A 22,797-nucleotide genomic window follows, 5' to 3' on the forward strand; every position below is an offset into this window, starting at 1 on the left:
AACCCTCGACCAGCGCCTCCCCCACCCCGCGCCCTCGCCGCCCACGCCAGCGCAAGCCCGAGCCCAGCATCACCGAGATCAGCCAGCAACCCGCCGCGCTCGAAGTGGCCACCGCGCCCAAAGGCAGCAACGAAGACAGCACCTCGGCGCGCCTGCCGGCCAGCTACCCGTACCGCACCCGCCTGCGCCGCCAGGACTACGAGAAGGCCAAGCACGCGCTGCAGATCGAGCTGCTGAAGGTACAAAGCTGGGTCAAGGAAACCGGCCAGCGGGTGGTGATCCTGTTCGAAGGGCGCGACGCCGCGGGCAAGGGTGGCACCATCAAGCGCTTCATGGAGCACCTGAACCCGCGTGGCGCGCGGATCGTCGCGCTGGAGAAGCCTTCCGAGCACGAGCTGGGCCAGTGGTATTTCCAACGCTACATCCAGCACCTGCCCACGGCCGGTGAAATGGTCTTCTTCGACCGCTCCTGGTACAACCGCGCCGGGGTCGAGAAGGTGATGGGCTTCTGCACGCCGTTGCAGTACCTGGAGTTCATGCGCCAGGCGCCGGACCTTGAGCGCATGCTGTGCAACAGCGGCATCCTGCTGTTCAAGTACTGGTTCTCGGTGAACCGCGAAGAGCAGCTGCGCCGCTTCATCTCGCGCCGTGATGACCCGCTCAAGCACTGGAAGCTGTCGCCCATCGACATCAAGTCGCTGGACAAATGGCAGGACTACACCGCCGCCAAGGAGGCGATGTTCTTCCACACCGACACCGCCGATGCGCCGTGGACGGTGATCAAGTCGGATGACAAGAAGCGCGCGCGGATCAACTGCATCCGCCACTTCCTGCATTCGCTGGACTATCCGGGCAAGGACCACAGCGTGGCGCATGCGCCCGATGAGCTGCTGGTTGGCCGGGTGGCGCGTGGCTTCGAGGAGGATGAGGGTTCTGCGCTGGGCAGTTGAATAGCCGAGACTGCTGCGCTTCAATACGCGCACTTTCAGGACACACCCAAGGAATCGCCCCATGGCCTCCAATACCAAGCAACAAAAACGCGCCAAGCGCGCCGCCAGCAAGGCCAAGCAAAACCGCATGGTGCGCAGCGGCCAGGCGGTGAAGGCCAGCGCCGGTGACAGCGCCAGCATCGAGCAGGTGTTCCACAAGGCCATGGAGTCGGACAGCTACAAAGAGCTGTTCAACAAGATGAAAGAAGCGCAGCAAACCAGCCTGGTGGCGATGATCTCGGTGTTCCTGGTCGACCCGCTGCTGGCACTGGTGCTCAAGGGCCACAAGGAAGAGCACGCCACCGACTACATCGTGCTGGTGTTCAATGCCTACCGCACCTGGCTCGACGGCGCCGACGAAGACACCACCATGGCTTGGCTTGAGAGCGACGAGTTCCAGCAAGCCTACATCACCGCTTCCGAGGTGGTGGCCAAGCAGCAGCAACAGCAGAAGCAGTTCGGCTGAGGCCTCACTGGCCCTATCGCCGGCAAGCCGGCTCCCACAAGAATGCCACCGCCCTGAAGCTGGCAGGCTCCGTGGGAGCCGGCTTGCCGGCGATAGGGCCGGATCAGGCAAACAAAAAAGGCCGCGCCCTACACCGGGCGCGGCCTTTTTTCATTGCAGCCAGCGCAGGTCAGTTATCCAGCGCCACCCGCCCTGCAGCCTCGCGCTTGCGATGCACCAGCAAGCCCGCCGCCACCACGCCAATGCTCAGCAACGCCGTCGCGATGATCTCGGCACGGTGGTCTTCACGCAGCGCCATCACCACCAAAATGGCAACGATGAAGGCAATGGTCGCCCAGGTCAGCCCCGGGAACAGCCACATCTTGAAGGCGATCTTCTCGCCCCGCGCTTCACGCTGGCTGCGCATGCGCAGCTGGGAAATGGCAATCACCAGGTACACCAGCAGTGCGATGGCGCCGGAGCTGGCCAGCAGGAACTCGAACACCTGGGCCGGCGCCACGTAGTTGGCGAACACGCACAGAAACGCCGCCGCAGTCGACATCAGCACCGCCACATGCGGGGTCGCCGCCTTGGTGGTGCGCTGGGCAACCGCCGGGGCATCGCCACGCTTGCTCAGCGAGAACAGCATGCGCGAAGAGGTGTACAGCGCCGAGTTCAGGCAGCTGGTGACGGCGATCAGCACGACGATGTCGACGATCAGCTTGGCGTTCGGCACGCCGATGCGGCTCAGCACGGTCTGGTAGGAGCCGGTTTCGGCCAGCGCCGGGTCGTTCCACGGCACCAGGGCCACCACCAGGAAAATCGACACCAGGTAGAACAGACAGATACGCCAGATCACCGAGTTGGTGGCGCGGCTGATCTGCTTGCCCGGGTCTTTCGATTCGGCCGCTGCGATGGTGACGATCTCGGTGCCCATGAACGAGAACATGGTGGTGAGCATGGCCGCCAGCACCGCGCCCAGGCCATTGGGCATGAAGCCCTGGGTGTCGAACAGGTGGCTGGCACCGCTGACCTGGCTGTTAGGCACGAAGCCGAACATGGCAGCGCAACCGACCACGATGAAGCCGATGATCGCCAGCACCTTGAGCAGGGCGAACCAGAACTCGAACTCACCGTAGTTCTTCACGCTGCACAGGTTGGTCGCGGTCAGCGCCAAGGTAATCAGGAGGGAGAAGGCCCACAGGTCGACTGCCGGGAACCAGGCATGCAGGATCGCTGCAGCCGCGTTGGCTTCCAGCGGGATCACCAGCACCCAGAACCACCAGTACAACCAGCCAATGGTGAAACCGGCCCAGCGGCCAATGGCGCGGTCGGCGTAGGTGGAGAACGAACCGGTATCCGGCGAAGCGATGGCCATCTCGCCAAGCATGCGCATCACCAGCACCACCAGGGTACCGGCAGCGGCATAGGCCAGCAGCACGGCAGGGCCGGCGGCAGCGATGGCGTGGCCGGAGCCGACGAACAGGCCGGCGCCGATGACGCCAGCAATGGACAGCATGGTGACATGCCGTTGTTTGAGCCCCTGAGCGAGGTCATTGGAATTGTTACCGCTCATAAAACTACCTTTGTAAGGAGTGGACCACCCGACTGAGTACGAAGCGCGCCCGGGGTTGATTTAGGCGTCGCTGCAATCGGCGGTTTCCAGACGGCAATAAGTGGGCCATGTGCTGAATGCATTCGTCAGATGACACCGGCGGCCCGTAAAGGACGCGGCTTGCAGGGCTTTCGGCCAACAACTGGCAGAATGGCCGCCAAATCCACAGGGAAAGGCTGGATTACGGAAATACCCACTTACAAATGCACCAGAGGTGCCCCTCGGTAACACCCTTGCACCATTGCAAGGCAAAAAAGTGCAACCTTGGGTACAACCTTTTTCTGTGTGGGCCCTGTCGCGGCTGCAGCCGCTCCTACGGAGGGCAAGGGCAACCTTGAGGGCGGCTTTAGCCGCGATAGGGGCAAAACTGCTTCCCAGTCCCGCCCAAAGCTGGCACCATCGCGCCTTTTTTCATCAAGGCTCTGGAGCTGGGCGACACCTGCGCGGACATCTGCGCGACGTTGCACTGCAGCGATGCGACAAACTGCCCCAGCACTGCCCCGAGCCCCCTGCGACCCTGTTGGCCGCCCTGATGCCGCTATGCTAGCTTGGCGCACGCCAGGAAGGCCGCCAACAGCTGGGAACGCACCCGAACACATGAGGACCGCACATGGCCCAGGCCACGCCCGCGCTGGAAATCCGCAATCTGCACAAACGTTACGGCGAGCAGGAAATTCTCAAGGGCATTTCGCTGACCGCGCGTGACGGTGACGTGATCTCCATCCTGGGATCGTCCGGCTCCGGCAAGTCCACCCTGCTGCGCTGCATCAACCTGCTGGAAAACCCGCACCAGGGCGAAATCCTCGTGGCCGGCGAAGCGCTCAAGCTCAAGGCCGCCAAGAACGGCGACCTGATTGCCGCCGACAACCGCCAGATCAACCGCCTGCGCAGCGAAATCGGCTTCGTCTTCCAGAACTTCAACCTGTGGCCGCACATGTCGATCCTCGACAACATCATCGAGGCGCCACGCCGCGTGCTCGGCCAGAGCAAGGCCGAGGCCATCGAAGCCGCCGAGGCGCTGCTGAACAAGGTCGGCATCTTCGACAAGCGCCACAGCTACCCCGCCCAGCTTTCCGGTGGCCAGCAGCAGCGTGCCGCCATCGCCCGCACCCTGGCCATGCGGCCTAAAGTCATCCTGTTCGACGAGCCAACTTCGGCGCTCGATCCGGAAATGGTCCAGGAAGTGCTAAACGTTATCCGCGCACTGGCCGAAGAAGGCCGTACCATGCTGCTGGTGACGCACGAGATGAACTTTGCCCGCCAGGTGTCCAGTGAAGTGGTTTTCCTGCACCAGGGCCTGGTTGAAGAGCAAGGATCGCCGCAGCAGGTCTTCGAGAACCCGACCTCGGCGCGTTGCAAGCAATTCATGTCCAGCCACCGCTAACGGAGCAACACGAATGCAGACCTACAAGAAATTCCTCCTGGCAGCCGCTGCCACGCTGGTGATGTCGGCCAACGCCATGGCCGCAGAAAAACTGCGCATGGGTATCGAAGCCGCCTACCCACCGTTCAACAACAAGGATGCCAGCGGCCAGGTCGTCGGCTTCGACAAGGACATCGGCGACGCCCTGTGCGCCAAGATGAAGGTCGAGTGCGAAGTCGTCACCTCCGACTGGGACGGCATCATCCCGGCCCTGAACGCCAAGAAGTTCGACTTCCTGATCTCCTCGCTGTCGATCACCGACGAGCGCAAGCAGGCCGTTGACTTCACCGACCCGTACTACTCGAACAAGCAGCAGTTCATTGCGCCGAAAAACGTCGATTTCAAGACCGACGACAAATCGCTCGAAGGCAAGACCATCGGCACCCAGCGCGCCACCCAGGCTGCAACCTGGCTGGACGATCACGGCGGCATGGACGGCAAGTTCAAGGTCAACCTGTATGACGGCCAGGAAAACGCCTACCTGGACCTGACCTCCGGCCGCCTCGACGCCATCCTGGCCGACAAGTACGCCAACTACGACTGGCTGAAGTCCGAAGCCGGCAAGAACTATGAGTTCAAAGGTGAGCCGGTCAACGACAGCGACAAAGTCGGCATCGCCGTGCGCAAAGGCGACGATGAGCTGCGCAACAAGCTCAACGCCGCACTGAAGGAAATTGTCGCCGACGGCACCTACAAGAAGATCAACGACAAGTACTTCCCGTTCAGCATCTATTGATTCGCCCCGACCGGTACGCCTTTGGGCGTGCCGGTCCCTAGAACGACCCTGCCCATGAATATCGACCTGCACGGATTCGGTCCGGCCCTGGCGGCTGGCACCCTGATGACCGTAAAACTGGCGCTTTGCGCCTTGCTGCTGGGCCTGGTCCTGGGCCTGCTCGGCGCCCTGGCCAAGACTTCCGCGGTCAAGCCACTGCAATGGCTTGGCGGCTTCTACTCGACCCTGGTTCGCGGCGTGCCCGAACTGCTGTGGGTGCTGCTGATCTATTTCGGCACTGTCGGGCTGATGAACAGCCTCGGCGCCGCCTTCAACAACCCAGGCCTTGAACTCAGCGCCTTCGCCGCCGGCGTCATCGCCCTGGGCCTGTGCTTCGGCGCCTACGCCACCGAAGTGTTCCGTGGCGCCATCCTGGCCATCCCCAAGGGCCATCGCGAGGCCGGCCTGGCGCTGGGCCTGTCGAAGGCGCGCATCCTGTCGCGGATCATCCTGCCGCAGATGTGGCGCATCGCCCTGCCCGGCCTTGGCAACCTGTTCATGATCCTGATGAAGGACACCGCGCTGGTGTCGGTGATCGGCCTGGAAGAAATCATGCGCCACGCGCAAATCGGCGTGACCGTGACCAAGGAGCCGTTCACCTTCTACATGGTCGCCGCCTGCATCTACCTGAGCCTGACCATCATCGCCATGACCGGCATGCACTTCCTGGAAAAACGCGCCGCTCGCGGCTTTGCGAGGGCTGAACAATGAACTGGGAAGTGATCATCAAGTGGCTGCCACGCCTGGCCCAGGGCGCCACCCTGACCCTGGAGCTGGTGGCCATCGCGGTGGTTGCCGGGTTGATCCTGGCCATCCCGCTGGGCATCGCCCGCTCGTCGCGGCACTGGTACGTGCGCGCCCTGCCCTACGGCTACATCTTCTTCTTCCGCGGCACGCCGCTGCTGGTGCAGCTGTTCCTGGTCTATTACGGCCTGGCGCAGTTCGACCTGGTGCGTTCGAGCAGCCTGTGGCCTTACCTGCGCGACCCGTTCTGGTGCACCGTGGTCACCATGACCCTGCACACCGCCGCCTACATCGCCGAGATTCTGCGCGGTGCGCTGCAGGCCATCCCCAAGGGCGAGATCGAGGCGGCGCGGGCACTGGGCATGTCGCGCGGCAAGACGCTGTTCTACATCATGCTGCCGCGCGCGGCGCGCATCGGCCTGCCGGCCTACAGCAACGAAGTGATCCTGATGCTCAAGGCCAGCGCCCTGGCCAGTACCGTGACCCTGCTGGAACTGACCGGCATGGCCCGCACCATCATTGCCCGCACCTACCTGCCGGTGGAAATCTTCTTCGCTGCCGGCGTGTTCTACCTGGTGATCTCGTTCGTGCTGGTGCAAGGCTTCAAGCTGCTCGAGCGCTGGCTGCGCGTGGACGCCTGCCAGGGCCGTTGAGCCCGGATTGACCGCATCGCCGGCAAGCCGGCTCCCACAGGTGCTCCACCGCCCTTGTTGTGGGAGCCGGCTTGCCGGCGATAGGGCCCTCTAACTCACCTGATGGCCAACCCCATGCACCCCATCCTCCACAGCCATCACCTAAGCGACCGCTTCCAGGCCCTCGACCAGTTCCTGGCCAGCCACCAACAGCTGTGGAAACCCCGCCCCTTCACCGCCCTGCGCCTCGACTGGGAGGCCGCATACCCCGAGCTCGCCGCCCACCTGCGCCAATGCCCCCTGGCCGACGCCGAGGCCAACATCGACCCGCAAGGTCTGCCCGCCCCCTTCCCGCAGCTGGCCCAGCAAGCCCAGCAGCTAGCGGCCGTAGGTGAGCTCCCCGACACCGGCCTGCCCCCCGCCGGCCACCGCCTCGACGCCAACGTCCCTGGCCGCAAATGGCAGCAGATCGAAGCCTTCAGCCGCCGCCTGGGCTTTCACCAGCAGACCCAGCACTGGCTGGACTGGTGCTCGGGCAAAGGCCACCTCGGCCGCCGCCTGCTGCAGCCCGGCCAGCAACTGACCTGCCTGGAATACGATGCCGAGCTGGTCCGCGCCGGCCAGGCCCTGAGCGATCACCATCAGCTGCCCGCCACCCACGTTCACCAGGACGTGATGGCCGCAGGCAGCGCCCGGTACCTGGGCAGCGACAAGAGCGTGGTGGCCCTGCACGCCTGCGGCGAGCTGCACGTGCACCTGCTGCGCAGCGCCAGCCAGCAAGGCTGCCGCCACCTGGCCGTGGCCCCGTGCTGCTACAACCGCGTGCCGGGCGAGCACTACCAGGCGTTATCCACAGCCGCGCAGCGCTCGCCGCTGCAGCTGTCGCTGAACGACCTTGGCCTGCCGCTGAGCGAAACCGTCACCGCCGGCGCCCGCGTGCGCCACCAGCGCGACCGCTCGATGGCCCGGCGCCTGGGCTTCGACCTGCTGCAGCGCGAGCAGCGCCAGTGCGATGAATACCTGCCCACGCCATCGTTGCCAGTTGCCTGGCTGGACAAACCCTTCGCCCAGTACTGCCGCGACCTGGCCGAGCTGCGCGGGCTGGAGCTGACCCTCACTGCAGACTGGGCAGCCCTGGAAGCCGCCGGCTGGCAGCGCCTGGCCGAAGTGCGCAACCTCGAACGCCTGCGCAACCTGTTCCGCCGGCCGCTGGAACTGTGGCTGGTGCTCGATCGCGCCCTGTTCCTCGAAGAACAGGGCTACAGCGTTCGCGTTGGCACTTTCTGCGACTATCCTTTGACTCCACGCAACCTGCTGCTGCTGGCCGAACGCGACCGTTAGCCGCAGCACAACCTGTGGATAAGTCTGTGAACAAGCTTTTGATGACTGGATCAAGCCGAGCGCTATTTCAAGCCGCCCGGTTATTCCCTCGTGTGCTTCAAGCCCAGTAAAAACAGGCGTTTGCGCAAAGACCAGCGGTGGCGTGGTTCGGCATGCCTTTCGCGCAAGCAGCGCATGCCTCTTGTGCATAAGCTTTTCTTGTGCGTAGGCGCGGGGCGTCAATGCAGGCGGTTCTTGGCCATCTCGATGTCGTTCATCAAGGCCTTGGCCAAGGCGCTGAGGTAGTCGGCGGCGCCCAGCAGCTTGTGGTCATCTTCCATATCGCCTTCGCGAACCAGGTGCTTGATGTAGCCGAGCAGGATCGAGACCTGTTCGTAGGCGTCGTCTACCGGGATGCCCGGCTGCACCCGCAGCAGGTCGATGGGTGGGTTGCCGACTTCGAGGAAGGTTTCAGCGCCCGCCGTGAGAAGGGTTGTGGGTTTGTCGGTCATGGCCTCACTCCCCTTCCTTTTCGGCGTTTATCCGCGCCAGTGCGTGCTCGGCGAGTACCCGTGCCGAATCGGTGGCGTGGGCGGCGTTGCCGAGGATGTTCAGGCCGGGTTCGCCGGCGTGCAGGTGGCAGTATTCGTCGAGGGTGTCGATCACGCCACACAGGAGCTCGGCGGCGTATACGAGGGCGTCGGGCGGGGTGATGTCGCTGTGGATCGAGAAGAATGGGGTGTGGAGGATTTTTTGGCGGGGTGGGTCGGGGACAATCTTATTCATGGCAGCAGCTCCGGTTGGACTGCCACAGAGACCTTTCTCACGGATCAAGGCGGCAGTCATACACGGGGTGAGAAAACCGAGGGAGCTACAAAGCTCGGCCAGACCGAAGTCTGCCCGTGTACGACTGCCATAACAGCAAGCTCAGTAACTCCTTAGCGGGTTCTCACACCCGGTCGCCAGGTATTGGCGACCGGGGAACGGTATCCCTGGGCCACTTCCCCGCCAACAGTGAAACTTCGCAAGCGTGCGTAGGATAATTCCCAAATGCTGATTTCCTGAAGCATTTAGCTCCAGGTTCAGAATTCCCTTACGGCGACAGGCCCTTTCCCGCAAACCCTGCCACCGGTGTATCATCCCCGCCCCAAATCAGTAAAAAGCCGAGTCGCACGCTGCCCGCCAGCCTCGCGACCTTCTGGCGTCGCGCCAGAACCGACAATGGACTACCGGACTTTCGCATCGTGACCCAAGCCAAACCCCTGACCCTGCTGGCCTGCACCCTGACCCTGGGCGCCTGCGCCACCAGCACCCCAGCGCCCCACACCAGCCACCTCGACTGGAACACCCCCGGCATGCAGCTGGGCGGCGACAACGGCCTGCCCCTGCGCGTCGAAAGCCCCTGCCGCAAGCGCGGCTGCGACAACGACAAGCTGTTCTTCAACCCCGGCAAGACCGAACCGAACGTCAACACCATCCACCGCGGCTGGTAGGAAAATTCCCCTTTCAGGCCGGTGACTTAGCTCATTTGCGCACAATCGAAAGGAAGTGGTTTACAGGCGCCAACCGATCGCTATAATGACGCCCCATTGCCGGTATAGCTCAGATGGTAGAGCAACTGACTTGTAATCAGTAGGTCCCGGGTTCGATTCCTGGTGCCGGCACCATACGCAGTATCAAAAAAGGCTCACCGAAAGGTGGGCCTTTTTTGTTTCGGGTTTTCCCCATGCCGCTTAGGCAGCTTTCTGCTCCAACGCCTCCCAGCCCAGACACGCCAGTGCCAACGTGCGTGGCACAGCTTCGCGACCACTGCTGTAACGACTGATGCTCCGCGCACTCACACCAAGCGCTTCGGCCGCTTGGTCGAGTGTCATCCGATGCCGCAAGCGCCAGCGAATGAAAATTCGTGTGTTCTCATCCGGTGCTGTCTGGGCCAGCGCATCCAGCAACAAGGTGTCGGCACCGATCTGAATATCCAGCTGCGGCCATTCCACCGACCAGCCGCCATCTCCCAAGATGGCGCCTTCGAACGCTTTGGCCTTGGCCAGCGGCGCTAGCCCTGGATACGCTTGCAGCGCGTCGCTCATGCCCAAGGTAAATCGCTGGCCATTGGTAAATGTCAGCTCCAGTTTGGCGCCCGGGCGGGGCTGAACAGCCCGCAGGCGAGGACGTTTCATCGATGCCATTTCATCCACTCCTACAACAGACCTTCTCGATCATGTCGCCAATTTGGCTATACCTCAACAAAGCTTGATCTCAGTCAGCCCTGGCTGGAGTGGCAAGCGTAGGTTCAGATCACACGATCTCCTCCCGGAGGCATGCCATGGCCAAGAAGTTTCCCCACAACCCCTCCCACCCAGAGCGCATCTGCTGGGGGTGCGACTTGTATTGCCCGGCCAAAGCGCTGGCCTGTGGCAATGGCGCAGACCGGACCATGCACCCGGTCGAGTTGTTTGGGGAGGATTGGGACAGTCTGGGTGGGCATTTGCAGAAGGATGATGTGGACCAGCGGGGAAGGCGCCCAGGTGAGGGGGCGTGAGGCGGCCGGGTGTACGGCATTAGTGATGCGGGGACGTTGAGATCGAGCGCCGCCCGCGCGGCGCATCGCGGATGAAATCCGCTCCTACATTTGTTGCAACGTACCTATGCCTGATAGGCCATGGTTGCCAGCCTTGTTGGCTCGACGCGATTTTTTGGTTGGCACGGATACCTACCGGGTTTTTCGGCGGGCGCCAAGGCGGACAACCATGGCCTGACAGACCGTGGCACGTTGCAACAAATGTAGGAGCGGATTTCATCCGCGATGCGCCGCGCGGGCGGCGCTCGATCTCCACCCCCCTACACAACCAAAGGCATGAACCTACAAATCAAAACGCCGTACTCACCCCAACCGACACACTCCGCGGATCCCCATAAATCGCCCCCGCATAAAACCCATATTGCGTGTAGTAATGCTTGTCGAACAGGTTATCCACATTCACGCTAACCGCCGTCTCGTCGGTCACCTGATACTTGGCCATCGCATTCCAGATCGCATACCCCGACCAGTTCACATCGGTAGCCCCCGCACTCACCCCATTCACCGGCTGCCCCGCCGGGCTTGAGATCGCGCGGATGTTGGTCTGCGCCTTCACCCCCGCCCCCACAGTCAACCGATCAAGCGCCCCAGACAACCGATAGGTCGTCGACGCCTTAAACAGATGCGAAGGATCGCTACGCCCGTCGCTGTCGACACGGCGGAAATGCAGGTACGTATACCCGCCATACACATTCCAGTTCGGCGTCAGGGCGCCGGCGATTTCCAGGTCGATCCCGTCAGTTTCCTGGCCGGTGCCGGCCTTGTAGGCATCACCTCCGGTGGGGGTGGTCAGGCCATCGTCGAGCACGGCTTTGTTCTCCTGCTTGGTCCGGAAATACGCCACCGAGGCATTCAGCCGCCCCTCCAGCCACGCGCCCTTGATGCCGGTTTCGTAGCTCTGGCCACGAATCGGCTCGACCTTGGTGCCGCTCTCTGTCTCGGCCGTTTGCGGGTTGAAGATGTCGGTGTAGCTGGCATACAGCGAATAGGTGTCGTCCAGGTCGTACACCGCGCCCAGGTAAGGCGTGACGATGCCGTGGTTCTGCTGATTGCTGCGCACGCCGCCGACACTGCGGGTGGTGGCGGAGTAGTCCGTGGAGCGCAGGCCGATGATCACCGACAGTGGGTCGGTAATGCTCAGGCGGGTGGCCGCGTACATGCCCTGCAGGCGGGTGGTGGTCTTGCTGTGGCGGCCGGTGCGCGAGGCGAGCATGTCGAAGTCGCTGTCCACGCCGTTGTGCCAGTCGGTCAGCGGCAGGCCGTTGTTGGCGCGGAACTGGCAGCCCAGCGCGGGGGCGCTGACGCGGGCATCGCTGACCATGGTGCAGCTGTACTCCGGCGACCAGGCCACGGTGCGGCTGTCGTTGTAGCCGACCATCGCCTGGTGGGTGCGGCCGAACAGCTGGAATGGCCCCGACAGGTCGAGCTGCGCGGACTGCTGGGTGGTGTCGCTGGAACTGTGCAGGCCATTGAGCACCGCGCCGCTGCCATCCTGGTCCCAGTAGCCGCCGTAGCGGCCGCGCCCGGCCGAGTTGACCTTGGCCAGGCCGCGGTGGTTGAGCACCTCGCTGGTGCTCTGGGCGGCTTTCAGGTCCAGCGACCAGTCGTTGTCGAAGCGGTGCTGCAGCGAGCCGAAGGCGGTGCGGGTGGTGTACTCGCCAAAGCTCCAGCTCGGCGCCAGGTTGGTGCTGCGCGGCAGGTCGGTGGTGCTGCCGTCGCGGTACCAGATCGGGATGTTGGCACCCCAGCCGCCGCCGACCACCTTGTTGTATTCGTACTGGTAGCCGGCACCCAGGGTGGTGGCGTCGTCCAGGTCGAATTCGAAGTTGGCCAGGGCCGCGCGGGCGCGCTCGGACTGGTTGTCGCGGAAGGAGTTGGCGTCTTGCTGGGTCATCACCAGGCGCGAACGCAGGCGGCCATCGGCCGACAGCGGCAGGTTGAGGTCGGCGCCCAGGCGGCGCTTGTCCCAGCTGCCGTAGGTGGCGTAGGCGCTGCCGCCAAAGGTGGTGGTCGGGGCCTTGCGCAGCAGGTTGACGGTGGCCGACGGGTCGCCGGTGCCACCGAGCAGGCCGTTGGCGCCGCGCACGATGTCGATGCGTTCGTACAGGTCCATGTTCAGCGCATTGCCGCCACCGCTGAAGTCGGAGCCCCCCTGGAACTGCAAGCCATCGACCTTCCAGTTGCTGATCGAGTAGCCGCGGGCACGGAAATCGGTGCGCCCGCCTACCTCGGACTGGTTGGCGGTCACCCCCGGCGTGGTGTCCAGTGCCTGGGCGATGGTGTGGATATCGCGGTCGTCCATCTGCTGGCGGGTGATGCTGGTGACCGACTGCGGCGTCTGCCGGGGCGTCAGGGCCAGGCCTGTGGAGCTGCGGGTGTTTTCCACCGTGTAGCCGAGCTGGCCGGCAGCGTCGGCTGGCAGCAAGGCACTGTCTTGAATCTGCGTGGCTTGCAGCTCCATGGGTTGGGTTTCGGCGGCCAGGGCACTGCCGCTGACGGCCAGCGCGACGACGCAGGCGAGCGGGTGAAGCTTCATGCTTTGAGGTTTCATTTGGGAAGACTTCGTATTTGCAGATGATTTTTTGTTACGATTCTAGGGATGCGCCCTCTGCGCTCCATGCTCGGCTTGTACGGGCATGTAATTGAACGTAACGAGCGCTGAAGGCCCTCCCCGAACAGGTGTTTTCCCCGATGAGCACGACCCTGCTGGTCGTCGATGATGACGACGAGATCCGCGAACTTCTCTGCGATTACCTGACCGATGCCGGCTACACGGTCGTGGCGGCGGCCGACGGTGATGGCATGCGCCAAGAGATGGCCCGGCACAAGGTCGACCTGGTGGTACTGGACTTGATGCTGCCAGGCGAAGACGGCCTGAGCCTGTGCCGGCAGCTGCAGGCCACCCCGGGCCTGGCGGTGATCATGCTGTCGGCCAAGGGCAGCACCCTGGACCGCATCATAGGCCTGGAAGTGGGCGCCGATGACTACCTGGCCAAGCCCTTCGAGCCGCGCGAGCTGATTGCCCGCATCAAGGCCGTGCTGCGCCGCCCGCAGCGCCTGGATAGCCCGAGCGAGGCGCCAGCGGCCGAGGCCCAGCACTTTGCCGGCTTCAGCCTGGAACACGTCAAACGCCTGCTCACCCGCCCCGACGGCCAGGCGCTGACGCTACCCCGGTCCGATTACCGGGTGCTGCGTGAACTGCTGGAGGCCAACAACCGCGTGGTATCGCGCGATCAGCTCACGCGCAGCGCGTTCGGCCGCGAGCACCTGCCCGACGACCGTTCGGTGGACATGTGCATCAGCCGCCTGCGCCAGCAACTGCGCCGGGCGCCTGCCAACGCGGCGCAGATCCTCACCATCCGCAACGAAGGCTACCTGCTGAGCATCCACCGCGCCGAGGCCGGCTGAGCATGCGCTGGCTGCGGCGCCTGTGGCCGCGCACGCTGTTCGGCCAGTTGTTGCTGATCATGGTCAGCGGCACGCTGGTGATCCAGCTGATGTCGAGCAGCATCTGGTTCGATGTGCGCTTCGCCCAGGTGCTCGAAGCCCCTGTGCGCTTGATGGCCGCCCGCAGCGCGCCGCTGATTGCCCAGGCCGATTGCCAGGCCGCCGGCGTGCAGGTGCCCAGGCACTACCATGTGCGCTGCGCCGACCACCCGCCGGGGCCCGAAGACAACCAGCGCCGCGGCCATCGGCGCATCGCGCAGTTGCTGCAGCAGTCGCTCAGCTACGAATTGGGGCATGCGCAGGCGGTGCGGCTGCTCAAGGCCCACCTCACCGACGAGCAGGGCCAGCCGATCGTCTGGCACAGCCTGTTCGGCTTGCGCACGGCCCAGGCGCACCTGCAGTTCGCCGTGCCGCTGGCCGACGGCCACTGGCTGCTGGTCGATGGCCAGGAGTTGCAGGGCTGGAGTGGCGAATCGGCCTGGTTGCTGATCAGCGATTACCTGCTGCGGGTGTATGCCGTGCGCATGCTCGCCGTGCTGCTGGTGTGCCTGGTGGCGGTGCGCCTGTGCCTGCGCCCGCTGCAGCGCCTGGCCGACGCGGCCCGTGGCCTGGGCAGCAACCTAGCGCAGGCACCGCTGGCACTGGAAGGCCCGCAGGAGGTTCGCCAGGCAGCCCAGGCCTTCAACGCCATGCAGCAGCGCCTGATCAGCATGGTCAACGACAAGGCTTACTTCCTCGCCGCCGTTTCCCACGACCTGCGCACGCCGCTGACCCGCATGCGCCTGCGCCTGGAGCGCCTGGCCGACGACGAACACCGCGAGCGCTTGCGCCAGAACATCACGCAGATGGACGGCATGATCGGCCAGGTGTTGGATTATGTGCGCGCAGGCGAGCAGCAGAACCTGCAGCAAGTGGACCTCGACCGGCTGGTGTCGCGGCAGTGCGCCGACTTGGCCACTGGCGAGGAAGCACTGCCCGTGCAGGGCAAGGCCGGCAGCGTGCGAGTGGATGCGCTGCTGATGCAGCGCTGCCTGCAGAACCTGCTGGTCAATGCCTTGCGCTATGCCAGGGACGTGTCGGTCACGCTGGAGCGCAGCGCCACGGGGGTGCTCATCCACGTCGATGATCGTGGGCCGGGGATTGCGCCGGGGTTGCTGGCCACCATTACCGACCCGTTCGTGCGTGGCGAGGGCTCGCGCAACCAGGGCTCTGGTGGGTATGGGCTGGGGCTGAGCATCGCCCAGCGCATCGCGGCCAGCCATGGCGGTGAATTGCTGTTGGCCAACCGCGACGGGGGTGGCTTGCGGGCCAGCGTTCGGCTACCTGGCTAAGGGGGCTTTGCGGGCCTCATCGCCGGCAAGCCGGCTCCCACAAGGCCCAGTGCGGTCTACTTCTGTGGGAGCCGGCTTGCCGGCGATGAGGCCCGCAGCCACAAAGCAACCCACTATCAGGTAACAGTGTTTTACCGTTTCGCCTGGTTTTCCAAACGCGCAGTTTGCCTATGCTTGGCCCGGTCATCCTGCCTGCGATGGACCCATGAAACACTCCCTACCCAGCCGCTACGCCTGCCTGGCCCTGTGCCTGCTGTTCACCTTCGCCAGCCTCCCCCTGCTCGCCGAACACGCCTGGCTGTGGCCGCTGACGGTGGTCACCGCCCTGCTCAGCCTGGTCGGCCTCAACGACCTGCGCCAGAGCCACCACGCCGTGCGCCGCAACTACCCGATCCTGGGCAACATCCGTTACCTGATCGAAACCATCCGCCCGGAAATCCGCCAGTACCTGATCGAAGGCGACGACGACAAGCTGCCGTTCTCGCGCTCGCAGCGCTCGCTGGTCTACGCCCGGGCCAAGAACGAAAGCGCCGAGAAGGCGTTCGGCACGCTCAACGATGCCTACAAGCCGGGCTTCGAATTCATCAGCCATTCGATGCTGCCGGTGGCAACGCCGGACCCGGCCTCGTTTCGCATTTCCATCGGCGGGCCGCAGTGCCGCCGGCCTTACTCGGCGTCGATCTTCAACATCTCGGCGATGAGTTTCGGCGCCCTCAGCGCCAACGCCATCGCCGCGCTCAACCAGGGCGCGCGCCTGGGCCGCTTTGCCCATGACACCGGCGAAGGCAGCATCAGCCCCTACCACCGCGAACACGGCGGCGACCTGATCTGGGAAATCGGCAGCGGCTACTTCGGCTGCCGCACGGAAGATGGGCAGTTCGACCCGCAGCGCTTTGCCGCCCAGGCCAGCGACCCGCAGGTGAAGATGATCGAGATCAAGCTCAGCCAGGGCGCCAAGCCGGGCCATGGCGGCATCCTGCCAGGCCACAAGGTGAGTGCGGAAATCGCCGCCACCCGCGGCGTGCGCGAAGGCCAGGACTGCATCTCGCCCGCCGCGCACAGCGCCTTCCACACCCCGATGGAGCTGTTGCACTTCGTCGCCAGCCTGCGCGAGCTGTCTGGGGGCAAGCCGGTGGGCTTCAAGTTCTGCCTGGGCCACCCGTGGGAATTCATGGGCATCGCCAAGGCCATGCTGGTGACCGGCATCACCCCCGACTTCATCGTCGTCGATGGCAAGGAAGGCGGCACGGGCGCGGCGCCACGCGAATTCAGCGACAACATGGGCGTGCCCATGCGCGAAGGGTTGATGTTCGTGCACAACACCCTGGTGGGCCTGAACCTGCGCTCGAGCATCCGCCTCGGCGCGGCGGGCAAGATCGTCAGCGCCTTCGATATCGCCAGCGTGCTGGCGATCGGCGCCGACTGGGTCAACTCGGCGCGCGGCTTCATGTTCGCCATCGGCTGCATCCAGTCGCAGAGCTGCCACACCAACAAGTGCCCGACTGGCGTTGCCACCCAGGACCCACTGCGCCAGCGCGCGCTGGTGGTGCCGGACAAGGCCCAGCGGGTGGCCAGCTTCCACCGCAATACCTTGCACGCCTTGGCCGAAATGCTCGCGGCGGCGGGCCTTGAGCACCCGTCGGAGCTCAAGCCCAAGCACCTGGCGCGGCGCATCAGCACCAGCGAGATCAGCCTGTTTTCCGACCTGCACCAATTCCTCAAGCCGGGCGAACTGCTCAGCGGCTCGATCGAAAGCGAGTTCTATGCGCGGATGTGGCGGATGGCCCGCAGCGACAGCTTTGCGCCAGAGACCGGGGAGGCGGCAGCGGCGCCAGCGGCACCGGTGCGCAGAAAAGAAACAGCCCCGGCATAAGCCAGGGCTGTTGGGTACGCCTGATCAGTATCAGAAGATGCTGATCGGGTACTCGACGAATACGCGGACTTCGTTGCCGTCGTCGTTGTAGCCGTTCTGCTGTACAGCGTTGTTGGTGCGCAGGAACGAGCTGCGCAGCTTGATCGACAGGTCCTTGGCCGGGCCGTCCTGTACCACGTAGCGGATCTGGTTGAAGATCTCGCGCTCTTTACCTTCGCCGAAGCCTTCTGGGTTGGCGACGTTGCGGGTGTTGATGTTGTCACCCACCACGTAGGCCAGCTTGTAGGTCAGGCCCGGGATGCCGTAGGCACCGAAGTCCAGGCCGTAGCCCAGCTGCCAGGAGCGCTCGTCTTCGGCGTTGAAGTCGGACCAGTAGGAGTTGGCCAGGTAGATGGTCGAACCACCGTCACCCACGCCACCTTCGTTCTGGTACCAGCCGTAGTTGTAGCCGGTGCTGCCAGTGCTGCGCTGGTGCGCGATGGTGAACGAGTGCGCGCCGTAGGCGTAGGTCGCGGCCAGGCTCCAGATGGTGTTGGAGTCGCCGTTCAGGCCGGCGGCCTGCACGTACTTGTTGTCGATGTCCGACTTGTAGCCGTTGAAGTCCAGGGTCAGCGACTGGTCATTGGCGATCGGGAAGACGTAGTTCAGGCCCAGGTAGTGCTTCTTCATCACGTCTTCGTTGTCTGCGGTGTACAGCGAAGCGGTGAAGTTGTCGGTGAACTTGTAGCTGCCGCCGAGCACGTTGATCGACTTCAGGCCGCCACCGTCACGACGCTCGGCGCTCTTGCGCGCTTCCTGGGTGAAGCGACCGGCGTTCAGCTCCAGGCCCTGGATTTCCTTGGAGGTGATCAGGGTGCCCGTGAAGCTTTCTGGCAGCAGGCGCGCATCGTCGTACTGCAGCACGGGCAGGGTCGGCATCTGGTCACCGTACTTAAGCACGGTGTTGGAGAAGCGGAACTTCACCGCTGCACCGGCGCGGGCCAGGTCATGCGGGCCGCTGGCGTTGCCGTCGGCGTTGGTGGTGTTGTGCGGCTTGAAGAAGTCGACACCGGCGCCACCGTTGTGGCCCTTGCCGCCGTCCAGGCGCACGGCGTACAAGCCGAATGCGTCGACGCCGACACCGACGGTGCCCTGGGTGAAGCCGGAGGAGAAGTTGGCGATGGCCGCCTGGCCCCATTCGATCTGGTCATCAGTGCCGTGCTTCTTGTCACGGTTGATGTAGGCGTTACGCAGGAGAACGTTTGCGTGGCTGTCCTCGATGAAGCCCTTGCTGTCGGCCTGCTCGTTGGCCTGGGCCTGGGTCGCGGCGATCATCGCCAGGGCGACCAGGCTGATCCTGGTTTTCAACATGTTGTTTTCCTTATTCCTAATCAAAAACGCTCTGCAATATGACGCCAGGAACCAACGCCCCTTCGTAGGTTCGACGCTATGCGGATCCAAACTGAAAAGCCCGCCGAAGCTTATGTGGCGGGCCTTGAACAGCAGCATGGCCAGGTCATGGCCAGCAGGCGTTGGCGGAATCCTAGCCGTGTGCGATTACAAATGTCAAAAAGTCGTGAAATGCAGGTCGTTATAACCAAAATCAAGCAGAGGAACGCTGCATTTGCGCGCACGTTCGCGCCATCAGCAGGCAATTTATCTTTTGTCAGAAATCTCATTTTGATCTCAATCAGGATTTACCTGATGGCACCCTGCCAATTGACTAGTAACAAAGTGATACAAACGTAAAGACAAGCCTTTACGAATTCCCGAGCAGTAGCAAATAGCAAGCATTACCATTCGCATCCCTTTTCACCTGCCCCAGGTCTGGATGCCTCCATGCTTGCCCCTTGCCGCCTTTCACCCCTGACACTCGGCCTCTCGCTGCTGTTCAGCGCCAGCTTGGCCAGCGCCGCCACCACCACCCTGCCGGAACTGTCGGTAACCGCCGACAGCGAGCGCGAAGAAGACAACCCGCGGGTCAAGGAAGTGAGCACCGCCACCCGCACGTCCACGCCGGTGCGCTACGTGCCGCAGGCCATCGACACGGTAAAAGCCGCCAACGTGCTGGATTACGGCAGCAACACCCTGGGCAAGGCGCTCGAAGGCATCCCCAACGTCAGCAGCGGCGCCGACACGCGCTTCGACAGCGTGCGCATTCGCGGCTTCGAGGCCAGCAACGACTTCTACCTGGACGGCATTCGCGACGACAGCCAGTACATCCGCGACCTGCACAACATCGAACGGGTCGAAGTGCTCAAGGGCCCGGCAGCCGTGCTGTATGGCCGTGGCAGCCAGGGCGGCATCGTCAACCGGGTGAGCAAGGCCCCAGAGCAGGGCCGGCGCTCGTCCATCGAAGCCCAGGGCGGCAGCGAAGACCTGCGCAGCCTGTACGCCGACCTCAGCGCCGACCCCAGCGACACCGTGAGCCTGCGCCTGAACCTGGGCAACCAGGACAACAACAGCTTCCGCGATGGCGTCGATGGCAGCCGTCAGCTGTTCGCCCCGTCGATGAGCTGGCAGATCTCCCAGGACCTGAACTGGCTGGTGCAGTACGAATACAGCCGCTACAACCGCACCCCCGACCGCGGCATCCCCGGGGTCAACGGCCGCCCTGCCGACGTCAGCCGCAGCACCACCTACGGCGACACCCAGCGCGACTACATCGACGACCGCGCGCAGTCGCTGCGCTCGCGCCTGAACTACCAGCTCAACGACACCTGGCAGCTGCGCCATACCCTGGGCCTGTTCCAGCTCGACAGCGATTTCGACAACACCTACGCAACCGCCTACAACGCCAGCAACAACACCGTCACTCGCCAGCGCTGGCAGCAGGACCTGACCACCCGCAACCTGTTCAACAACCTCGAGGCCGAAGGCGATTTCGCCACCTGGGGCGTGGAGCACAAGCTGCTCGTGGGCCTGGAGCTGGGCCACCAGCGCCGCGACCCGACGCTGTACAACGCCGCGGCAGTTTCGGCCGGTGGCACGCCGGTGCCGCCGCTGGACCTGAACAACCCCAACCGTGACCTGCAGCACAACGGCAAGATGGTGGTGTCGAGCGACAACCACACGGTGGTCGACAGCCGTGGCCTGTACCTGCAAGACCAGATCCGCCTGAACGATCAGTGGCAGATCCTCGCCGGGGTGCGTTTCGACCAGTTCGAAGTGGAAACCACCAACAAGGTGCGCGACCTTTCCGAAAAACAGGACAGCACCACCACCAGCCCCCGCCTGGGCGTGGTCTATACGCCGTGGCGCGACCATTCGTTCTATGCCTCGTGGAGCAAGACCTTCTCGCCGGTCGGCGGCGGCCTGATCGGCATCACCCCAGGCGCCCCGGGCAACACCAACGACACCAGCCCCGAGCTGACCCGGCAGAAGGAAATCGGGGTCAAGAGCGACTGGCTGGACGAGCGCCTGACCACCACGCTGGCGATCTACGAGCTGGAGCTCTACAACCGCCGCACGCGTGACCCGATCAACCCGGAAATCACCGTGATGAGCGGCCTGCAGCGCTCGCGCGGCATCGAGCTGACCGCCACCGGCAACGTCGTCGGCAACTGGTACGTGCGCGGCGGTATCGGCTTGCAGGACGCCACCATCGTCAAGGACAACAACGGCCTGGAAGGCAACCGCATCAACGATGTGGCCAAACGCAACGCCAGCCTGTTCGTGACCTGGAAGCCCGAGCTTGGCTGGTACGCGGAAACCGGCCTGACCCTGGTGGGCGAGCGTTATGCCGACAACCAGAACACCACGGTGCTGCCGGGCTACGGGCGCTGGGATGCGCTGGCGGGCTTCCGGACCCGGGAGTGGGATGTGCGGGCGGCGCTGAGCAACATTGCCGACAAGACCTACTACAGCTCGGCGACCAGTGCCGCGCAGATTCAGCCAGGAGACCCGCGTAGCCTGGTGGTGACCGGTACCTACAGCTTCTGATGGTTGCCTGCGCCGGCCCCATCGCCGGCAAGCCGGCTCCTACACAGCCTGCGCTGCCCCTTGTGGGAGCCGGCTTGCCGGCGATGGGGCCGCCACTGACACCCCACAAACGAAAACGCCACCGCATTCACGGTGGCGTTTTTCATGGGGTCGGGCTCCTGCCCTGTTTCAGTGCCACACACCCAGCAGTGCTTCAAGCTCCGCATCGCTGATCAGCCCTTGCGGATAGCGGCCGTCAAGCAGACGTCGTGGGTCGGTCGTCCTGACCCGATTGCTTCCATGGTGTTTCAACCACTGCGCCAGCATTCTGAGCGATTGGCGATTCACTGACGATGGGCGCAAAGCCGTCTCACTTGCTGCATTCATGTCTACACGTACTCCCTTGGCCCGTGAGCGGCTAATTTACGTAGTGATTGTTACAAGACGGAGATCCGACGTGCTTCAGTAACTCCCTGAAATCAATACAAAACATATGCCATTCACAGCGCCGCATATCGCCCACGCAAAAAAAAGGCCCGTCATCCGACGGGCCTTTTCTGCATCGCAGCCTCAGCGCTAGAACGGCGCCGGTTGCTGCTGGGTCAGGCAGTGGATGTTGCCGCCACCGAGCAGCAGCTCGCGGCCAGGGATCATCACCACTTCGTGGTCGGGGAAGATCTTCGCCAGGATCGCTCTGGCCTGGGCATCTGCCGGGTCGTTGAAGCTTGGCGCGATGATGCCGCCGTTGACGATCAGGAAGTTCACGTAGGAACCGGCCAGGCGCACCGACGGGTCGCGCTCCTGGCTGCCGACCACGTGGTCGACACCGGCGCACTCTTCTTCGCTGGCGAACAGCGGGCCAGGAATGGGCATCTTGTGCACCACGAACTCGCGGCCTTTGGCATCACGGCTGTTTTTCAGCACCTCGAACGCGGCGTGGCAGCGGGCGTAGTTGGGGTCGTTGGAATCATCGGTCCAGGCCAGTAACACTTCGCCTGGGCTGACGTAACAGCAGAAGTTGTCGACGTGGCCATCGGTTTCGTCGTTGTACAGGCCATCCGGCAGCCAGACGATGGTTTCCACCGCCAGGTGCTCGCGCAGGATCTCTTCGATCTGCTCGCGGTTCAGGTGCGGGTTGCGGTTGCGGTTGAGCAGGCACTCTTCGGTGGTGATCAGGGTGCCTTCGCCGTCGACGTGGATCGAGCCGCCTTCGAGCACGAAACCTTCGGTGTGGTAGCGCTGGCAGCGCTCCATTTCCAGTACCTTGGCCGCCAGCTCTTCGTCGCGGTTCCACGGCGCGTACAGGCCGCCGTCGAAGCCGCCCCAGGCGTTGAAGCCCCAGTCCACGCCGCGCACTTCGCCGGCATCGTTGATCACGAAGGTTGGGCCGGTGTCGCGCACCCAGGCGTCATCGTTGCTGATTTCCACCACGCGGATGTTCGGCAGGTCGAGCTGGCGGCGGGCGTTTTCGTACTGGCCAGCAGACACGGCAACGGTGACCGGCTCGAAGCGGGCAATGGCCTTGGCCAGGGTCACGTGGGCGGCCTGGGCAGGCTTGCCGCCCAGGCGCCAGTTGTCCGAACGCTCGGGCCAGACCATCCAGACCTGGCTTTGCGGCGCCCATTCGGCGGGCATGTGGAAGCCATCGGCGCGAGGCGTGGAGTTGAGGGTCTTCATCGGTAACCTCTGGGGAATAGGGGAAGGCATGGCGGTTTTATACCCGAT

Annotated in this window: 21 protein-coding genes and 1 tRNA gene; 14 read left to right on the plus strand and 8 right to left on the minus strand. The window is 64.0% G+C overall.

All coding sequences use genetic code 11. From position 1 onward, the window contains the following. Positions 1–77: 77 nt before the first annotated feature. Together ppk2 and L6D75_RS02650 are read left to right on the plus strand one after the other, a co-directional pair. Complete coding sequence (gene ppk2, locus L6D75_RS02645; protein WP_236193430.1) at positions 78–950, plus strand: polyphosphate kinase 2; 873 nt, start codon at positions 78–80, stop codon at positions 948–950. A 61-nt stretch (positions 951–1,011) separates the two neighbouring features. Beyond that, complete coding sequence (locus L6D75_RS02650) at positions 1,012–1,455, plus strand: hypothetical protein (protein WP_176518106.1); 444 nt, start codon at positions 1,012–1,014, stop codon at positions 1,453–1,455. A gap of 169 nt (positions 1,456–1,624) precedes the next feature. Here L6D75_RS02650 and gabP read toward each other — a convergent pair whose 3' ends face one another. Continuing rightward, positions 1,625–3,010, minus strand: a complete 1,386-nt coding sequence (gabP, locus tag L6D75_RS02655; protein ID WP_176518105.1) for a GABA permease — start codon at positions 3,008–3,010, stop codon at positions 1,625–1,627. A 649-nt stretch (positions 3,011–3,659) separates the two neighbouring features. Here gabP and L6D75_RS02660 point away from each other — a divergent pair. The 5 genes from L6D75_RS02660 (at position 3,660) to L6D75_RS02680 (ending at position 7,964) form a co-directional block, all read left to right on the plus strand. Beyond that, positions 3,660–4,433: an ABC transporter ATP-binding protein gene (locus L6D75_RS02660; RefSeq protein WP_176518104.1), complete on the plus strand. Its 774-nt coding sequence runs from the start codon at positions 3,660–3,662 to the stop codon at positions 4,431–4,433. A 13-nt stretch (positions 4,434–4,446) separates the two neighbouring features. Continuing rightward, a complete protein-coding gene (locus tag L6D75_RS02665; RefSeq protein ID WP_008091477.1) occupies positions 4,447–5,208 on the plus strand; it encodes an ABC transporter substrate-binding protein in 762 nt (253 codons plus the stop codon). 54 nt (positions 5,209–5,262) lie between these two features. Further along, positions 5,263–5,958, plus strand: a complete 696-nt coding sequence (locus tag L6D75_RS02670) for an ABC transporter permease (protein ID WP_176518103.1) — start codon at positions 5,263–5,265, stop codon at positions 5,956–5,958. Next, positions 5,955–6,644 carry an ABC transporter permease gene (locus L6D75_RS02675; RefSeq protein WP_236193405.1) on the plus strand — a complete coding sequence of 230 codons (690 nt, stop codon included), beginning with the start codon at positions 5,955–5,957 and terminating at the stop codon, positions 6,642–6,644. Before L6D75_RS02670 ends, L6D75_RS02675 begins: the two co-directional genes overlap by 4 nt. 114 nt (positions 6,645–6,758) lie before the next feature. Beyond that, positions 6,759–7,964, plus strand: coding sequence for a methyltransferase (locus L6D75_RS02680; protein ID WP_176517774.1), 1,206 nt, complete (start codon positions 6,759–6,761; stop codon positions 7,962–7,964). Between the two features lie 218 nt (positions 7,965–8,182). On the opposite strand, the gene L6D75_RS02685 is transcribed toward L6D75_RS02680, so the two are convergent. Beyond that, a complete protein-coding gene (locus tag L6D75_RS02685) occupies positions 8,183–8,455 on the minus strand; it encodes a DUF3077 domain-containing protein (RefSeq protein WP_176517775.1) in 273 nt (90 codons plus the stop codon). A gap of 4 nt (positions 8,456–8,459) precedes the next feature. Further along, complete coding sequence (locus L6D75_RS02690; protein ID WP_176517776.1) at positions 8,460–8,729, minus strand: hypothetical protein; 270 nt, start codon at positions 8,727–8,729, stop codon at positions 8,460–8,462. Between the two features lie 458 nt (positions 8,730–9,187). Here L6D75_RS02690 and L6D75_RS02695 point away from each other — a divergent pair, with 458 nt between their 5' ends. Further along, positions 9,188–9,436: a hypothetical protein gene (locus L6D75_RS02695; RefSeq protein WP_176517777.1), complete on the plus strand. Its 249-nt coding sequence runs from the start codon at positions 9,188–9,190 to the stop codon at positions 9,434–9,436. Positions 9,437–9,534: 98 nt separating this feature from the next. Continuing rightward, positions 9,535–9,610 (plus strand) — tRNA-Thr (locus tag L6D75_RS02700). A 66-nt stretch (positions 9,611–9,676) separates the two neighbouring features. On the opposite strand, the gene L6D75_RS02705 is transcribed toward L6D75_RS02700, so the two are convergent. After that, the gene (locus tag L6D75_RS02705) at positions 9,677–10,129 is read right to left on the minus strand and encodes a DUF2442 domain-containing protein (RefSeq protein WP_176517778.1); all 453 of its coding nucleotides are present in this window, start codon (positions 10,127–10,129) and stop codon (positions 9,677–9,679) included. Between the two features lie 137 nt (positions 10,130–10,266). Here L6D75_RS02705 and L6D75_RS02710 point away from each other — a divergent pair, with 137 nt between their 5' ends. Next, complete coding sequence (locus L6D75_RS02710) at positions 10,267–10,482, plus strand: DUF3079 domain-containing protein (protein WP_176517779.1); 216 nt, start codon at positions 10,267–10,269, stop codon at positions 10,480–10,482. A gap of 328 nt (positions 10,483–10,810) precedes the next feature. Here the strand turns inward: L6D75_RS02710 and L6D75_RS02715 are convergent, their stop codons facing one another. Then, positions 10,811–13,057: a TonB-dependent siderophore receptor gene (locus L6D75_RS02715; RefSeq protein WP_236193407.1), complete on the minus strand. Its 2,247-nt coding sequence runs from the start codon at positions 13,055–13,057 to the stop codon at positions 10,811–10,813. Between the two features lie 155 nt (positions 13,058–13,212). Between L6D75_RS02715 and L6D75_RS02720 the strand changes: the two genes are divergently transcribed. The 3 genes from L6D75_RS02720 to L6D75_RS02730 all read left to right on the plus strand — a co-directional run bounded on the left by L6D75_RS02720 (position 13,213) and on the right by L6D75_RS02730 (position 17,172). After that, a complete protein-coding gene (locus L6D75_RS02720) occupies positions 13,213–13,929 on the plus strand; it encodes a response regulator (protein WP_176511087.1) in 717 nt (238 codons plus the stop codon). A 2-nt stretch (positions 13,930–13,931) separates the two neighbouring features. Next, a complete protein-coding gene (locus L6D75_RS02725) occupies positions 13,932–15,299 on the plus strand; it encodes an ATP-binding protein (RefSeq protein WP_176511086.1) in 1,368 nt (455 codons plus the stop codon). A 205-nt stretch (positions 15,300–15,504) separates the two neighbouring features. After that, positions 15,505–17,172 (plus strand): FMN-binding glutamate synthase family protein, encoded by a 1,668-nt coding sequence (locus L6D75_RS02730; RefSeq protein ID WP_176511085.1) that lies wholly within the window; start codon positions 15,505–15,507, stop codon positions 17,170–17,172. 30 nt (positions 17,173–17,202) lie between these two features. Here the strand turns inward: L6D75_RS02730 and L6D75_RS02735 are convergent, their stop codons facing one another. Beyond that, positions 17,203–18,522 (minus strand): OprD family porin, encoded by a 1,320-nt coding sequence (locus tag L6D75_RS02735; RefSeq protein WP_176511084.1) that lies wholly within the window; start codon positions 18,520–18,522, stop codon positions 17,203–17,205. A 468-nt stretch (positions 18,523–18,990) separates the two neighbouring features. Between L6D75_RS02735 and L6D75_RS02740 the strand changes: the two genes are divergently transcribed. After that, a complete protein-coding gene (locus L6D75_RS02740) occupies positions 18,991–21,093 on the plus strand; it encodes a TonB-dependent receptor (RefSeq protein ID WP_176511083.1) in 2,103 nt (700 codons plus the stop codon). 168 nt (positions 21,094–21,261) lie between these two features. Here L6D75_RS02740 and L6D75_RS02745 read toward each other — a convergent pair whose 3' ends face one another. Together L6D75_RS02745 and aguA are read right to left on the minus strand one after the other, a co-directional pair. Next, positions 21,262–21,459, minus strand: a complete 198-nt coding sequence (locus tag L6D75_RS02745; RefSeq protein ID WP_236193409.1) for a hypothetical protein — start codon at positions 21,457–21,459, stop codon at positions 21,262–21,264. 189 nt (positions 21,460–21,648) lie between these two features. Beyond that, positions 21,649–22,749, minus strand: coding sequence for an agmatine deiminase (aguA, locus tag L6D75_RS02750; RefSeq protein WP_176511948.1), 1,101 nt, complete (start codon positions 22,747–22,749; stop codon positions 21,649–21,651). Between the last annotated feature and the right edge of the window lie 48 nt (positions 22,750–22,797).

Source organism: Pseudomonas faucium (assembly GCF_021602585.1).
In the GTDB taxonomy this organism is placed as follows: Bacteria; Pseudomonadota; Gammaproteobacteria; order Pseudomonadales; family Pseudomonadaceae; genus Aquipseudomonas; species Aquipseudomonas faucium.